This window comes from Achromobacter marplatensis, assembly GCF_049060505.1.
GTDB classification, from domain to species: domain Bacteria; phylum Pseudomonadota; class Gammaproteobacteria; order Burkholderiales; family Burkholderiaceae_B; genus Achromobacter; species Achromobacter marplatensis_A.
In genome coordinates this window covers 306,408-321,236 of record NZ_JBMGRB010000009.1, presented here as the reverse complement: position 1 = coordinate 321,236, position 14,829 = coordinate 306,408, and the positions used below count along the sequence as shown (strand labels likewise).

16 protein-coding genes are annotated in these 14,829 nt (G+C 65.0%); 5 read left to right on the top strand and 11 right to left on the bottom strand.

Annotation, left to right across the window (positions count from 1 at the left end; all coding sequences use genetic code 11):
* Positions 1-9: 9 nt before the first annotated feature.
* On the bottom strand, positions 10-1,044 hold the full coding sequence (gene tsaD / locus ACI0FO_RS22715) for a tRNA (adenosine(37)-N6)-threonylcarbamoyltransferase complex transferase subunit TsaD (RefSeq protein WP_416030380.1): 1,035 nt from the start codon (positions 1,042-1,044) through the stop codon (positions 10-12).
* A gap of 110 nt (positions 1,045-1,154) precedes the next feature.
* Here tsaD and ACI0FO_RS22710 point away from each other — a divergent pair, with 110 nt between their 5' ends.
* From ACI0FO_RS22710 to ACI0FO_RS22700, 3 genes are all read left to right on the top strand, one after another.
* A complete protein-coding gene (locus tag ACI0FO_RS22710; RefSeq protein ID WP_105560160.1) occupies positions 1,155-2,447 on the top strand; it encodes an NCS2 family permease in 1,293 nt (430 codons plus the stop codon).
* 252 nt (positions 2,448-2,699) lie between these two features.
* Positions 2,700-3,722 (top strand): LLM class flavin-dependent oxidoreductase, encoded by a 1,023-nt coding sequence (locus tag ACI0FO_RS22705; RefSeq protein WP_416030377.1) that lies wholly within the window; start codon positions 2,700-2,702, stop codon positions 3,720-3,722.
* Between the two features lie 257 nt (positions 3,723-3,979).
* Positions 3,980-4,354: a thioredoxin family protein gene (locus tag ACI0FO_RS22700; RefSeq protein WP_006222300.1), complete on the top strand. Its 375-nt coding sequence runs from the start codon at positions 3,980-3,982 to the stop codon at positions 4,352-4,354.
* Between the two features lie 60 nt (positions 4,355-4,414).
* Here the strand turns inward: ACI0FO_RS22700 and ACI0FO_RS22695 are convergent, their stop codons facing one another.
* From ACI0FO_RS22695 to ACI0FO_RS22670, 6 genes are all read right to left on the bottom strand, one after another.
* Entirely contained in the window at positions 4,415-5,002 is a 588-nt protein-coding gene (locus ACI0FO_RS22695) for an IMPACT family protein (protein WP_416030375.1), read from the bottom strand.
* Positions 5,003-5,035: 33 nt separating this feature from the next.
* Entirely contained in the window at positions 5,036-5,842 is an 807-nt protein-coding gene (locus ACI0FO_RS22690; protein WP_416030374.1) for a transporter substrate-binding domain-containing protein, read from the bottom strand.
* A gap of 15 nt (positions 5,843-5,857) precedes the next feature.
* The gene (locus ACI0FO_RS22685; RefSeq protein ID WP_105560163.1) at positions 5,858-6,631 is read right to left on the bottom strand and encodes an ABC transporter permease; all 774 of its coding nucleotides are present in this window, start codon (positions 6,629-6,631) and stop codon (positions 5,858-5,860) included.
* Positions 6,628-7,626 (bottom strand): ABC transporter substrate-binding protein, encoded by a 999-nt coding sequence (locus tag ACI0FO_RS22680; protein WP_105560164.1) that lies wholly within the window; start codon positions 7,624-7,626, stop codon positions 6,628-6,630. Before ACI0FO_RS22680 ends, ACI0FO_RS22685 begins: the two co-directional genes overlap by 4 nt.
* A gap of 64 nt (positions 7,627-7,690) precedes the next feature.
* Complete coding sequence (locus ACI0FO_RS22675; RefSeq protein ID WP_416030371.1) at positions 7,691-8,461, bottom strand: ABC transporter ATP-binding protein; 771 nt, start codon at positions 8,459-8,461, stop codon at positions 7,691-7,693.
* Positions 8,462-8,585: 124 nt separating this feature from the next.
* A complete protein-coding gene (locus tag ACI0FO_RS22670) occupies positions 8,586-9,803 on the bottom strand; it encodes an MFS transporter (protein ID WP_416030369.1) in 1,218 nt (405 codons plus the stop codon).
* Between ACI0FO_RS22670 and ACI0FO_RS22665 the strand changes: the two genes are divergently transcribed.
* Positions 9,802-9,984 (top strand): hypothetical protein, encoded by a 183-nt coding sequence (locus ACI0FO_RS22665; protein WP_416030367.1) that lies wholly within the window; start codon positions 9,802-9,804, stop codon positions 9,982-9,984. The genes ACI0FO_RS22670 and ACI0FO_RS22665 overlap by 2 nt on opposite strands.
* Positions 9,985-10,013: 29 nt before the next feature.
* Positions 10,014-10,448 (top strand): tripartite tricarboxylate transporter substrate-binding protein, encoded by a 435-nt coding sequence (locus ACI0FO_RS22660; RefSeq protein WP_416030365.1) that lies wholly within the window; start codon positions 10,014-10,016, stop codon positions 10,446-10,448.
* A gap of 14 nt (positions 10,449-10,462) precedes the next feature.
* Here the strand turns inward: ACI0FO_RS22660 and ACI0FO_RS22655 are convergent, their stop codons facing one another.
* The 4 genes from ACI0FO_RS22655 to ACI0FO_RS22640 form a co-directional block, all read right to left on the bottom strand.
* The gene (locus tag ACI0FO_RS22655; RefSeq protein WP_199196783.1) at positions 10,463-12,067 is read right to left on the bottom strand and encodes an ABC-F family ATPase; all 1,605 of its coding nucleotides are present in this window, start codon (positions 12,065-12,067) and stop codon (positions 10,463-10,465) included.
* A 159-nt stretch (positions 12,068-12,226) separates the two neighbouring features.
* Positions 12,227-13,390, bottom strand: a complete 1,164-nt coding sequence (locus tag ACI0FO_RS22650; protein WP_416030362.1) for an LD-carboxypeptidase — start codon at positions 13,388-13,390, stop codon at positions 12,227-12,229.
* A complete protein-coding gene (gene tadA / locus ACI0FO_RS22645; protein WP_310028928.1) occupies positions 13,387-13,896 on the bottom strand; it encodes a tRNA adenosine(34) deaminase TadA in 510 nt (169 codons plus the stop codon). The genes ACI0FO_RS22650 and tadA overlap by 4 nt, the downstream gene beginning before the upstream one ends.
* Positions 13,889-14,737 carry an HAD family hydrolase gene (locus ACI0FO_RS22640; RefSeq protein WP_416030360.1) on the bottom strand — a complete coding sequence of 283 codons (849 nt, stop codon included), beginning with the start codon at positions 14,735-14,737 and terminating at the stop codon, positions 13,889-13,891. The genes tadA and ACI0FO_RS22640 overlap by 8 nt, the downstream gene beginning before the upstream one ends.
* Positions 14,738-14,829: the final 92 nt, after the last annotated feature.

The following is a 14,829-nucleotide window of genomic DNA, read 5'->3' as shown; positions in this document are numbered from 1 at the left end:
CGCCCGTTTTCATTGCGTGATGTCCGCCAGGTCCCAACGCGGCTTGACGGTAAAGCTGTGCGCATCGGGGTCCAGCGTCACCAAGCCCGCCTTGACCCGCTCGGCGGCCGCGAAAGCGATCATCGCGCCGTTATCGGTACACAGTTCCAGCGGCGGAAAGTAAGCCTGCGCGCGCAACGGTTTCAGCGCGGCGGCCAGTTTGGCGCGCAGCAGCTGGTTCGCGCCAACGCCGCCCGCCACCACCAGCCGGCGCAAGCCGGTCTGCTTCAGCGCCTTGATGGCCTTGGCGGCCAGCACGTCGACGATCGCGCCCTGCGTGGCCGCCGCCAGATCGGCGCGAGCCTGGTCATCCAGCCCCCCTTCTTTTTCGGCCGCCTTGACCCGGGTCAGCACGGCGGTCTTCAAACCGCTGAAACTGAAATCCAGATCGCCGCTGTGCAACATCGGACGCGGCAGCTCGAAGCGCGACGCGTCGCCGCGCCCCGCCAGCTTGGCCAGGGCCGGACCGCCGGGATAGCCCAGCCCCATCAGCTTGGCCGATTTATCGAAGGCCTCGCCTGCGGCGTCGTCCAGCGTTTCGCCCAGCAGTTCGTACCGGCCAACGCCGTCCACGCGCATCAGCTGCGTATGACCGCCGGATACCAGCAGCGCCACAAACGGGAAGTCGGGCCGCGGATCGGCCAGCATGGGCGATAGCAGGTGGCCTTCCAGGTGGTGAATGCCGATGGCGGGTAAATGCCGCGACCAGGCGAAAGACTGCGCCACGCTGGCGCCGACCAGCAGCGCGCCTGCCAGCCCCGGGCCGGCTGTGTAGGCGACGGCGCCGATGTCGGACATCTGCAGGCCGGCCTCTTCGAGCACCTGGCGGGTCAAGGGCACGACGCGGCGGATATGGTCCCGCGAAGCGAGTTCCGGCACCACGCCACCATATTCCTGGTGCATGGCGATCTGGGTATGCAGCGCGTGCGCGAGCAGTCCCCGTTCCGTACAAACGGCTGCGACACCGGTTTCATCGCAGGAGCTTTCAAAGCCGAGAATAATCATGGCGGCAGAGTTTACAACTGATGCGAAAATACGCCTGTTTATGAAATCGCGGGGCCAGCCGGCACCCGCCCACAACAACCTACAAGCCTGCAAACACACTGGGGACTCGAATGCTGGAGAAGCTATTCAAGCTGCGTGAACACGGGACCACCGCGCGTACCGAGATCGTGGCCGGTCTGACGACCTTCCTGACGATGTCATACATCATCTTCGTCAACCCGGACATCCTGTCGTCCACCGGCATGGACCGCGATGCCGTCTTCGTCGCGACGTGCCTGGCGGCTGCGCTAGGGTCGCTGGTGATGGCCTTGGTCGCCAACTGGCCGATCGGGATGGCGCCGGGCATGGGCCTGAATGCCTTCTTCGCCTTCACCGTCGTCAAGACCATGGGCTACACCTGGGAGCAGGCGCTGGGCGCCGTGTTCATCTCGGGCGTGATCTTCCTGATCCTGACGATCTCGGGCATCCGGGTCTGGCTGGTGAAGGGCATTCCGCATTCGCTGCGCAGCGCGATCGCGGCAGGCATCGGGCTATTCCTTGCCATTATCGCGCTATCCAGCGCCGGCATCGTCGTCGCCCACCCGGCCACCAAGGTCTCTCTGGGCAACCTGACGACCCACGGCCCGCTGTTCGCGATCCTGGGCTTTTTCATTATTGCGTCGCTGGATGCGCTGCGCGTGCGCGGCGCGATCCTGATCGGCATCATCGTCGTCACCGTGCTGTCGATGGCGCTGGGCTACAACGAGTTCAAGGGCATTTTCTCGGCCCCGCCGAGCCTGGCGCCCACGTTCCTCAAGTTGGACATCCTGGGCGCGCTGCACAGCGGTTTCGTGCATGTGATTCTGGTGTTCGTGCTGGTCGAGGTGTTCGACGCCACCGGTACGCTGGTGGGCGTGGCCAAACGCGCCGGCCTGGTGCCGGAAGGCCGCCCCAACCGGCTGGGCCGCGCGCTGTTCGCCGACAGCACCGCCATCGTCGCCGGCTCCGCGCTGGGCACCAGCAGCACCACCGCCTTCGTCGAAAGCGCGTCGGGGGTGCAGGCCGGCGGCCGCACCGGCATGACCGCGCTGGTCGTCGCGCTGTTGTTCCTGGCCGCGTTGTTCATTTCGCCGCTGGCGGGCGCCGTGCCAGCCTACGCGACGGCGCCCGCCTTGCTCTACGTGGCCGGCCTGATGATGCGTGAACTGATCGACATCGACTGGAACGAAGTCACGGAGGCCACGCCGGCCGCCCTAACCGCCTTGGTCATGCCGTTCACGTATTCGATCGCCAACGGCATCGCCTTCGGCTTCATCAGCTATGTGGTGCTGAAGACCGCCACCGGCAAGGTCCGCGACGTGCATCCGGCCACGTGGCTGGTAGCGGTGCTGTTCGTGATCCGCTACGCATTCTTCCCTGAATAAGCCGTTCCGGCATTGCCAGCCCGAAAAGCCGCCCGGCGCCCTGCCGTGGCGGCTTTTTGTTGGCGTGGGCCCTCTCAATGGCGGCGATAGCTCCTGCCAATACAACCCGCCCGGCCATAAGGTTGCTGCCGTGGCCGGTTGAATTCGCCGATACACTCCCCATGTATTACGGTATATGGAGTTCACCTTGCGCCTTACCTGTTTTGACGCCGCGTTGCCGGCCTGTTCCGCCCTCTGTACGGAGATATCCGCATGAGCACGCTCGCGCGCATTCCGTTTTCGGTCCTGGACCTGGCCCCTATTGTGCAAGGCCGTGACGCGGCCGATGCCTTCCGCAACACGGTGGCCGTCGCCCAGCATGTCGAGCGCCTGGGCTACAAGCGCTTCTGGCTGGCCGAACACCACAACATCAATGGCGTGGCATCCAGTGCAACGGCCGTCCTGATCGGGCACGTAGCCGGCCACACCAATACGTTGCGGGTGGGTTCGGGCGGTATCATGCTGCCCAACCATGCCCCGCTGATCATCGCCGAACAGTTTGGCACGCTGGAAACCCTATACCCCGGCCGCATTGACCTGGGCCTGGGACGCGCGCCCGGCAGCGATGGCGCCACGCAGCATGCCCTGCGCCGCGGACCGCGCAGCGGCCTGGAGTTTCCGGCGCTGGTGGAAGAACTGCGAGGTTTCCTGGCCGCATCGCGCCCCAATCAACCCGTGCGCGCCATCCCCGGCGAAGGCCTGGATATTCCGATCTGGCTGCTGGGCTCAAGCGATTTCAGCGCGCGCCTGGCCGCCGAATTGGGCCTGCCGTTCTCGTTCGCGGGCCATTTCTCGCCCGAGGGCATGGCGGCAATGCGCCTGTACCGGCATCTGTTCAAGCCGTCGGCGACGCTATCGCGTCCCTACGCCATGATCGGCGTGCCGGTGGTGGCGGCCGAGTCCGACGAAGCCGCCCAGCGCCAGGCCACGACGCAACAGCTGAAGTTCCTGTCGTTGGTGCGCGGCCATCGCCTGCAACTGCAGCCGCCCGTCGATAGCATGGACGGGCTATGGAACGAATGGGAGCGTGAAGCGGTCAATCAAAGACTGGGCGCCGCCATCGTGGGCGGGCCCGACACCGTAAAGCGCCGGCTGGAAGCGCTGGTGGCCGAAACCGAGGCCGACGAAGTCATGATCGTGTCCGACTTCTTCGACATCACCGACCGCCTGCGCAGCTTCGAAATTGTGGCTTCGTTGAAGAACGAGGCCGGCGTCCCGACAAAAACTGCGGCCTGACGGCCACTGTCTGCGCTCTCCATAGCGCCAACCATTGCGACGCCGCCATCGGCGGCTCTACTATTGCCCTTAGAGCGCATGGCACCCGAAGCGTCGCCAAATCAGCCCCGGGACAGGCATACCCCGGGTCTCTGACACCGCCTTTTTTGCCGCCTGGCCGCCCCAAGGCCAACATGCACCGCATTGGGGCAGCAAGCATGCAAAGCGTGCCTGGCGGGGAGGCCTTTTTACGCTGCTTACCGCGGCAAGGATCCAAAATGAGTATTGTTGAACTCACCAAAGACAGCTTCCAGGACGCCATCACTCCGGACGGCACCCTGATCGTCGACTTCTGGGCTCCCTGGTGCGGCCCGTGCCGTGGTTTTGCTCCTGTCTTCGAGCAAGCCGCGACCGAGCACACCGACGTCACGTTCGCCAAGGTGAACACCGACGTAGAGCAGGAATTGGCCGGCGCCCTGGGCATCCGTTCGATTCCCACGCTGATGGTCTTCCGTGAGAAGGTTCTGCTGTTCTCGCAACCCGGCGCCTTGTCGGGCGGCCAGTTGAACGAACTGCTTGCCAAGATCAAGGAGGTGGACATGGAAAAGGTCCATCAGGAAATCGCCGCGGCGCAAGACAGCCAGAACGCGTAACCGTGAAAAGGGGCCCGATCAAGGGCCCCTTTCTTGTTCTGGCGCGCCATCACGGCCGGGTCACGACACCAGCTCCCAGGCCGAGCGCCCCCGTGTGATATTGGCGACGGTGACCTCCAGGTCACCCGCTACGGTCCGAGGCACCACGAAGCGCAGCGCCACGCCGTCTTCGTTGAACTCTTCTTGCTGGATGACTGCGCCGGCTTGCGCCAGGCGCGATTTCAGCAGCGCCAATTCGGCAAAGCCGCATGCGCAGCTGACGGTGGCCAGGTCCACGATTTCGGTCCGTTCGCCCAAGCGCAGGCAATTCGCCGCGCACCCGCCATATGCCCGTACCAGTCCGCCCGCCCCCAGCTTGATGCCGCCGTACCAGCGCACCACCAGGACGGCCACGCGGTCCATGCCCTGCCCTTCGATCGCTTGAAGGATGGGACGCCCGGCCGTGCCGCCGGGTTCGCCGTCGTCATTGAACCGGTATTCCTGTCCGATACGGTAGGCCCAGCAGTTATGGGTGGCCTCGACGTCGCTGTGTTCCGCGAAGAAGCGCATCGCCTCGTCCACCGAGGAGACTGGCGCGGCGTAGGCGGCAAAGCGGCTTTTCTTGATGTCTTCCTGATACGAGCAGGGAGCGGTCAACGTGTGCGTCATGCCCGGCATTGTAAGTGCTGGGGCAACACCGTTCTAACCGTGGCAGTCCGCCACTTCCTGGTCCAGATAGACGTCGAAAGCGACGTCACGCGCCCATTTCGCCGTCATCGCCTTCCAGGCGCCGGCGCGGTCCCAAGCCCGCATCTCGTCGGCCAGCAAGGCGCGGCCAGCGGTATCGCCAGCCGGCAGCAGCCACACGCGTTCACGTCGGGCGCCATCGGCGGCCAGCGTGGACGAGAACCTCTTCCACTCCGGGAACCGCACCAGGGGTTCCCAGACCGCATCGTCGACCAAGCCGATATCGCAACTGCCTTCGCGTACCGCCACCAGCGCGTCCGAGGGCACGCGGTACGTGCGCACCACCGCGCCCCAGCTTTCGGCCAACGCCCGGGCGTCGGTTGCGGCTTCGGCCATGCAGACGCTACGCCCCCGCACGTCGGCGGGCTTGCGCCACGAGGTGTCGCTGCGGATCAGCGCCTTGGGGCGAGCGCCATAGCCGGTGGCCTGCACGGCCACCGCTTGCGGTTGACCGTCCGCGCCATCGGCCAGCACCACGTCGACCTGGCTGGCGGCCAGCGCCGCGGCGGCCTGCCCGGCCGGCACTTGCACGAGGCGCACCGGCAGCCCCACGCGCTGGCCCAGCTTGTCGGCCATCTGCGCATCCAGGCCATGCGGCGTGCGGATCTTGGCGCCAGCTGCGGGCGGTGCCGCCAGATACGGCACGCCCACCCGCAATTCGCCGCGCGCATGGGCCGCGGCGAACCCGCCGTCTTGCGCCTGGGCCAAACCCGCGAACAGCAGGCAGGCAGTCAGGGCGGCAAGGCGAATCCGGCGAATCATGCTGGGCTCCGTTGCTTAAACGTACTGGTAGCGCAGCAGGCGATGCTTGAGGTTTTCAAGCACGAACTGATCGATCAGCGCGGCCAGCACGGCGATGACCAGAATATTGGTCATGACGCCGGTCATGTCGGCGATTTCGCCCGAATACGCCAACGAACGGCCCAGACCCTTGCCAAAGCCGATCAGCATTTCCGCCGAAATCAACGCGCGCCAGGCATTGCCGAACGCCAGTTGCGCCCCCGTGATCAGTTCAGGCATCACGGCCGGCAGATAAACCCGCTTGACGAGCCCCCAGCGCGTGGCGCCCATGACGCGCGCCGCGGACACGTGCACCCGCTGCACGGATTCAGTGGCGTTCATCACGCTGAGCGCGGCCGGGAAGAAGGCCGACAGCGCAACCACGACGATGATGGGTGTGTTGCCAAACCCCATCACGATCAGGAACAGCGGCACCCACGCAATCGACGGGATCGATTGCAGGATGACGATGGCGCTGCGCAGCACTTCGCGGAAGAAAAACAGCACCGCGGCCACCAGGCCAAAGCCGATCCCCGCCGCCAGCGCCAGGCCGTAGCCCGCGCCCAACCGGCCCAGCGTGCCCAACAGGCTTTGATGGAATGATTGCTTGCCCAGGTCTTCGAACAGGCGCTCGACGACGGCGGGCACGCCCGGCATCAGGAAATCAGGCAGCGCGAAGGCCGCCAACTGCCACAAGGCAAGAATGAACAGGACGCCCAAAACGCCCGCAAGATGCTTGCGGGCGCCGGTCACTCGGGTAGACGAGCTCAAAGTTTGCGCGCCTCTTGCCAGGACAGGTCGACGATGCTGGACACGTCATACGGCTTGCCGTCGCGCGTCTTCAGCGAACCCTGGGCTTGCAGGATGTCGGCGATTTCCTGCATGCGCGCGGTGTCCTTGCTGGTCAGTTTGGGTGTGAACACCTGCGTGCTGATGGCTTCGGCAATGACGGTTTCGCGCGGCAGTTCGCCGCGATGCAAGGTCTTGAGCGTGGGCTCGGCGATGAAGTACGAGGCGATCAGCTTGGAGGCCTGCGCGGGCTCTTTCTGCAACAGCGTAATGGCCTGGTTCTGCGCGTCCAGCGCCTTCCAGACGTCATCCTTGCGCTTGGCCAGCGTTTCGCCCGAGGTGATCACGACCATGCACGGAAACGGCCAGGCCTGGCCCACTTCGTAGATTTGCTTGACGGGCGCGACCAGTTGCGCGATGCGGTCGTAAGGTTCGAACAGGAAGGCCGCATCCACGCGCTTGCCCACCAGCGATTGAACCGCCACCGCCGGGCTTACGCCCATGACGTTGACGTCGTCCGCGGACAGGTTGCCCTGCTTGAGCACAACGCCTTTCAGTACCACGTCGGCGGTGCTGCCTTCGGCTTGCGAGGCCAGCGTCTTGCCCTTCAGACCAGCGATATCCTTGATGCCGGAATCGTCTCGCACGATCAGCGAGTGATAGCCTTGCTGCGCGCCGCCCACGACTTTCAGATCGGCGCCCTTGGAAGCCCAGGCCACCGCGTTGGTGAAGCCCAGCACGCCGATATCCAGTTGGCCGCCGACGATCGCCTTGATCAGGTCCGTGCCCGACTTGAATTCGATCAGTTCCGAATCCAGGCCCGCATTCTTGTAGAAGCCGCCCTCTTGCGCCACGATCGCCTGCGCGTCGTCCATCACGCGCAGGTAACCCACGCGGAATTTTTCAGCAGCCATTGCGGGGGCCGCCGCCAGCAGTGCCGCGGCCAGCGGCAAGGTCAGCCATTGCTTCAATTTCATGAGAGGAGCTCCAGGGAATTCAAGGTCGGCGGCGCCACGGCGCCGCCTGGAATGGAAATGCCGGTCAGGCGGCCAGGGCCAGGTCGGGGTGCGCCTGCGAACCGTCCACCGCGATGCCCAGCAGGCGCAGGATCTCGCGCTTTTCAGCGGCCAGATCCGACAGGTCGTGCGTTTTTTCGCGGTGCGCCAGGTTGAATTCGCGCAATACGCGCGCCGGGCGCGGGCTGAAGACGACGATGCGATCGGCCAGGAACAAGGCTTCGTCGACATCGTGCGTGACCAGCAGCACGGTGGGTTTTTCTTGGGCGATCAACTGGCGCAGCACGTCTTGCAGGCTCAGGCGAGTCAGCGCGTCCAGCGCGCCGAACGGCTCGTCCATCAGCATCGTCTTGGGTTGCGCGATGAAGGCGCGCGCCAGCGCGGCCCGTTGGCGCATGCCGCCCGATACCTGATGCGGGTAATAGTGCTCGAAGCCGCCCAGGCTGACGCGCGCCAGCCAATGGCGGGCGGCCTCGCGGGCGCGCTTCTTGGGCGTGTTCTGGAATTCCAGGGCCAGCGCCACGTTGTCTTCCAAGGTCAGCCAGGGATACAGGGCGTGTTCCTGGAACACCAGCGTGCGGCTGGGGTGCGGGCCGCCGACGGCTTGGCCGTCTGCCAGCACGCTGCCCTGCGTGGGCTTTTCCAGCCCGGCCGCCAAATGCAACAACGTGGATTTGCCGCAGCCCGACGGGCCAACCAGCGCGACCAGCTCGCCGGCCTTGATTTCACTGGTAAAACCATCCACGACGGGCAGGTCGCCGAAGTGCTTGTGGACGTGATCGAAGGTGAGGTTCATGGAACGAATCGTGGGCGCGCGTGGGGAACGAGGCCTAATCTAACAATTCGTTATATGAATTCAAACGATCAATATTGAATGTCTTAACTTCTTTTGGTTATGTAGAGCTTGGAATAGCCCTGGCTTACGCCGTGGTTTGCAGTCGCATGGCATGCCGCTGCAGGCTGAAGGCGATCATGAAGCCGGCCAGCACGGCGGCGGCGGCCGCCAGGAAGATGGGCGGATAACCATAACCGCTGGAAATGTAGCCGGCGATCGGTCCCGTTACCGCCAAGGCCAGGTCCAGGAACGCGGAATACGCGCCGAGCGCCGCGCCGCGGCTACCCGCCGGCACGCGCGCCACCGCTTCGACGCCGATCGCCGGGAACACCAACGCGAACCCGCAGCCGGTCAACGCCGCCCCCAGCAGCGCCGCTGCCGGATTAGGGGCTAGCCACAGCAGCAATAGCCCGGCCGCTTCCACCAGGAACGACACCTGGGCCACGCGGAAACCGCCAAATCGCGTGATGGTCCCCGCGAACAACAGGCGCACGCCGATGAATGCGCCGCCGAAGGCGCTGAGCGCGTGCGCCGCGCCGTCCCACGAAAAGCTGGCGTAGTACAGCGCCACGAACGCGGCCAACGTGCCGAAGCCCACGGAGCCCAACCCCAGCGCCATACCATGCGGAAACACGCGCAGCACCACGTTCTTGAACGCCATCCGGTGGCCGCCGACGATGGCCACGGCGGCGCGCGATACCGCCAGTCCCAGGCCCACCAACCCCAGCAGCAGCACCATGCCGCCTAGCGCGCCCATGCTCCATTCCTTTTCCAGCTGGACGCCCAAGGGCGCGCCAAGCGCCAGGCCGCCATAGGTGCAGATGCCATTCCACGAGATAACGCGCGCGGTATGCAACGGGCCGACCCGGGCGATCGCCCAGGTAGCCGACCCCGTGCCCACCCAGCTTTCACCGAACCCCAGCGCCAGGCGGCTGATGATGATGGCCGTCAGGCTGAGCCAGCCGCTGCGTTCGAAGGCATAGGCCAACAGCAGGAAGACCCCACTGGCGGCGCACGCGATCATGCCGATCACAACCGTTTGCTTGGGACCCACCGTGTCGGCCATGCGGCCCGCGTGCGAGCGGCTGAGCAGCGTCGCCACGTACTGCACGCTGATGGCCAGGCCGGCCAGCACGGACCCGTAGCCCAGATTGCCATGCACGTAGCCCGGCAATACGGCCAACGGCAAACCGATGGCCAAGTAGCAGATGAAGGTGAAGACGGCGATGGAAACGATACGCGCGGTCAACGCGAACGTCCCGATGGGCTGACCCTCGGGCGTGGTGTGGGGTGTGGGGGACATGAATTGGAAAGATGGGGTGGGCGCGCTTTGCACCAGGGTTTACCCGGATCATAGCGCACGCCATATTGCATCGGGGCACGCGGCGCCCGAACTGGGCCAGCACACCGACGACGTGCTGCGCGACCGGCTGGGCCTGAGCGTCTCGCGCATTGCCGAGCTGAAAGCCCGAGGCGTCGTCTGAACGCCATCGCCCTTAACGGAGACAACACCATGCGCATTTTCACGACAGCCGCACGCGGCGCTTGCTTGCTGCACACCCTGCTGCCCGCCCTGCTGGCCGGCGTGCTAAGCGCGCCGGCCATCGCCCAGGACGGCCCCATCAGATTCGTGGTGCCCTATCCGCCGGGCGGCGCCCCCGACCAGATCGCCCGATTGGGCGCGCAGGAAATGGGCAAGGCCAGCGGCGCGCCCATCATCGTCGAGAACAAGCCGGGCAAGCTGACGATGGGGTCGGCCGGCACCGGCAACATCACGTACCTGGCGGGCGAGCACGCCGTCAGCAAGCTGGGATTCCGGGTCACCCACGTGCCGTACCAGCGTAGCGCGCCGGCCATCGTCGGCTTGATGGGCAGCAGCACCGACATGAGCAACCTGCCCTATATCAGTGGGACTGACGGCATGCAAGCCACCGCCCTGGTGGCTTGACCAACGCCGCAAAATCAGGCTTCGATGCCGCGCGATTCCAGATAGTCTTCGTAGCCGCCGCGGTAGTCGATGATCTCGCCGGAGGGCAGGATTTCGATCACGCGGGTAGCCAGGCCCGACACGAATTCGCGGTCGTGCGACACGAAGACCAGCGTGCCTTCGTACTTTTCCAGCGCGAACTGCAGGGATTCGATCGATTCCATGTCCAAGTGGTTGGTCGGCTCGTCCAGCAGCATGACGTTGTGCCGGCCCAGCATCAGGCGACCGAAGGTCATGCGGTTCTTTTCGCCGCCGGACAGCACCTTGGGCGCCTTGGGCAGATCGTCCGCCGAGAACAACAGGCGGCCCAGCACCGAGCGGATCGACTGGTCGTCATCGCCGGGCTGGCGATGGTCGCCCATCCAGTCCAGCAGGTTGATGTCGGTCTGCAGGAACTGGTCCGAGACGTCCTGCGCCATGTAGCCCAGGTCGGCGTTGTCGGACCACTTGACCGAACCGGAGTCCGGCTGCAACTCGGTGGCCAGCAGGCGCAGCAACGTGGTCTTGCCCACGCCGTTGGCGCCGATGATGGCGATTTTTTCGCCGGCATCGACCATCGCCGAGAAGTTGGTGATCACCGGCGCGTCGTAGGCCTTGGTCAGGTTTTCGACGGTGACGGCCAGGCGGTGCATGACCTTGTTCTGTTCGAACCGGATGTACGGGTTCTGGCGCGACGACGGCTTGACCACGACCTGGTCGGCCTTGATGCGGTCGATCTGCTTCAGGCGCGACGTGGCCTGGCGCGACTTCGACTTGTTGGCGGCGAAGCGGCGGACGAAGTCCTGCAATTCGGCGACGCGTTCCTTGGCCTTGGCGTTGTTGGACACCAGGCGCTCGCGCGCCTGCGTCGAGGCCAGCATGTAGTCGTCGTAGTTGCCGGCGTAGATGCGGATCTCGCCGTAGTCCACGTCGGCCATGTGCGTGCACACCTGGTTCAGGAAGTGGCGATCGTGGCTGATGATGATCATCGTGCTCTGGTAGCCGTTGAGCACGTTTTCCAACCAGCGGATGGTGTTGATATCCAGGTTATTGGTCGGCTCGTCCAGCAGCAGGACGTCGGGGTTCGAGAACAGCGCCTGCGCCAGCAGCACGCGCAACTTCCAGCCCGGGGCGACTTCGCGCATGGGCAGGTTGTGCTGGTCCACGGCGATTTCCAGGCCCAGCAGCAATTCGCCAGCGCGTGCTTCGGCGGTGTAGCCGTCGTACTCGGCGAACTTGGCCTCCAGGTCGGCCGCGCGCATGTAGTCGTCTTCGGTGGCTTCCGGATTCGCGTAGATCGCGTCGCGTTCGGACATGGCGGCCCACATCTCGGTGTGGCCCATCATGACGACGTCCAGCACGCGCAGGTCTTCGAACGCGAACTGGTCCTGGCGCAGCTTGCCCAGGCGCACGCCCGGTTCAAGCGAGACGTTCCCGCCGGACGATTCGAGGTCGCCGCCGATGATCTTCATGAACGTAGACTTACCGGACCCGTTGGCCCCGATCAGCCCGTACCGGTTGCCTTCCCCGAACTTGACGCTGACGTTCTCGAAAAGGGGCTTGGGACCGAACTGGATGGTGAGATTGGCTGTGGATATCACGGTGTATTTGAGTCTGAGGGCGTCCGAAGACGCATGCGGAGAAACCCGATAGTGTAGCAAACGGGGCTGCGGCCCCGATTTTTAAAGCTTGGCCCGAATGAAAACGCCCCCGGCGCCGGCCGGGGCCGGATGCCGGGGGCGAATCGCCAAAGGCGATGATCAGTGGTGGTGCTCGTCCAGCACCAGATGCGCCAGGCCCTTTTCGGTGGCGATGCCCACCTTCTGCCCGATCGGCAAGGTAGCCTTGGTGGCCACATGGCCGTAAGGCAAGCCCGTGATGACAGGCACCTTGACCGTCTTGCGCAGCCAGGCAACGACTTCGTGCAGGTCGTAGCCCTTGTCATGCGGCGCCAGCTTGTAATCCGAGAAGCGCCCCAGCACGATCGCCTTCTGTTTAGCCAGGACACCGGCCTGCCACAGCTGGATCAGCATGCGCTCGACGCGATAGGGATGCTCGGCTACATCTTCCAGGAACAGGATGCCGCCGCGGATTTTCGGGAAGTAAGGCGTGCCGAGCAGCGACGTCAGCATGGCCAGATTGCCGCCCCACAGGATGCCGCGCGCATCGACCGGGTCGGCGTCTTGCGTTTCGAAACTGAGGATTTCGAGTTCGCCGCGCATGACTTCGCCGAACAACGCTTCCGTCAGGTCGTCGACTTTCTTGCCGCCGAAGTCGGCCACCGCCGTGGCGCCGGTATAGCTGACCGCGCCCGTCTGCGCCAGCAGGCCCAGGCTGAAGGCGGTGAAGTCGCTCATGCCGACGAAGCGCTTGCCGCTGTCGGCCATCGCCTTCCAGTCAATCTGATGCAGCAGCCGGCCGATGCCGTAGCCGCCGCGCGTGACCATGACGATGGGCAGCTTTTGCTTGACCGCGCGCGCCAGGCTGGCCAGGCGCTGCGTGTCGGTACCCGCAAAACGCTGGTGCTCGGCGTAGGCGCTGCGATCAACCGCGGTCTTGAAACCCTGCTGTTGCAAGCGTTCGCAAGCGAGTTCTACCGTGGCCGGGTCGCGCACGGCCGAGGACGGCGAAATCAGGTAGATGCCCCGGGCGTCCGGCAGCGTGTGGCTGTGCCCGTGGTCCTGGCTGTGGTCGTGGCTGCAATCGTCGTCGCAGGCGGGACCGTGAGGGCCACGATCGTGGGCGGCCGCCGGGATCGCCGATTTTGCCGCTGCCTTTGCAGCCGTCTTTGCAACTGGCTTTGCTGCTACCTTTGCAGCCGTCTTTTTTGCAGCAGGCTTTGCTGCTGGCTTGGAGGCGGCCTTGCCGGCCGTCTTGCCGACGGCTGCTTTCGTGCCCGCCTTGGCGGCGTTGGGGGTGTTCATGCGATGGATTCCTTGGCGCGGCGTTCACGGAAGAACCGACGCAGCAGGTCGCCGCAAGGTTCCGCCAGCACGCCGCCGGTGACTGAAGTGTGATGATTGAGTTTCGGAACCGACCCGACGTCCAGCACGCTGCCGCAGGCGCCGGTCTTGGGGTCATAGGCGCCGAACACGACACGTGCAAGCCGCGCGTGCAGCATGGCGCCGATGCACATGACGCAGGGCTCAAGCGTGACGTATACGGTGATGCCCGGCAGACGGTAATTTTCCAGCTGCCTCGCCGCGCTGCGCAATGCGACGATCTCGGCGTGGGCGGTCGGGTCATGGTCGATGATGGTGCGGTTATAGCCGCGGCCCAGGATCTCGCCTTTGGCTGACACAACCAGCGCGCCCACGGGCACTTCGCCGATGTCGTAAGCGGCCTGGGCCTCTTCCAGCGCCAAGCGGATGTAGCGGGCGTCTTCTTCGGTCCAGGGCGGCACGGGCGCAAGCGGACCGGCCTCAACCACGGTACACCCGGGACTTCAGCGCGATGCGGCCGGCCAGGCTGGTCACGGCCTCTTCCAGCCATTGATACAGCTCTGCCTGCTCGTCGTAGCGCGCCTGGTTCAAGTTGGACACCCGGCCTTCTTCGATGAAGCCCCAGGCCCGGCTGCGCTTGTCGCGATGCTTCGGGTCCCAGACACCGAACGCGAAGCCGCCGGCGCGGCGGATCAGCGAGAAGCACGGGATATCGGTGTAGCCGTCGCCGACGAACACCATCTGGTCGAACGGTACGCGTAGGCGGTCTTCGGGCACCTTGCGGTTGACCTCGAAGGGTTTGTTGCGGAAATCGCGCCCGATGATGCCCTTCTGGATGTGGAACAGATAGCGCGTCTTGTCGGTGAAGCTGACGATGCGGCGCGGGAACGCGATGCCGCCGTCATCGCCGTAGACGAATTCGGAGGCCCAGATTTCGGTGAATTCATGCGCGATGGGCGTGGAACGCACCACGTCGCCAATGCCGCTTGAGATCAGGTAGAACTCCAGCTGCACCTGCGGCTGTTCGGCGCGCACCGCCGCTCGCAAGCGCTGGAACAACGTCGGCACGCCGTCGTGCAGTTCCAGGCGCGAGCCCCATTCTTTCAGACGCTGCTGCGTGATGAGCCCATGCGTGCCTGCCTGCGACAGCTGGATCATCTTATAGAGGTAAGCGGGAACCGGGTCCCAGTCTTGCTGGGACAGCAGCGGATCCACCTCGTCTTTCCAGAACGAGGCCGTGTCCACGCCAATGCTCTCCAGGAAGCCGGACGTGCTGTCCGAGGCCAGCGTGTCGTCGAAATCGAAAATCAGGGCGATGACATCGGACATGGGATGCGTGAATAAAGGACGGAATTAGGGCGAGAAACGCGCGACAGCCGCCATTTTGCCTGAATGTAGCGACGGCTGTGCGCTCTCCCCGG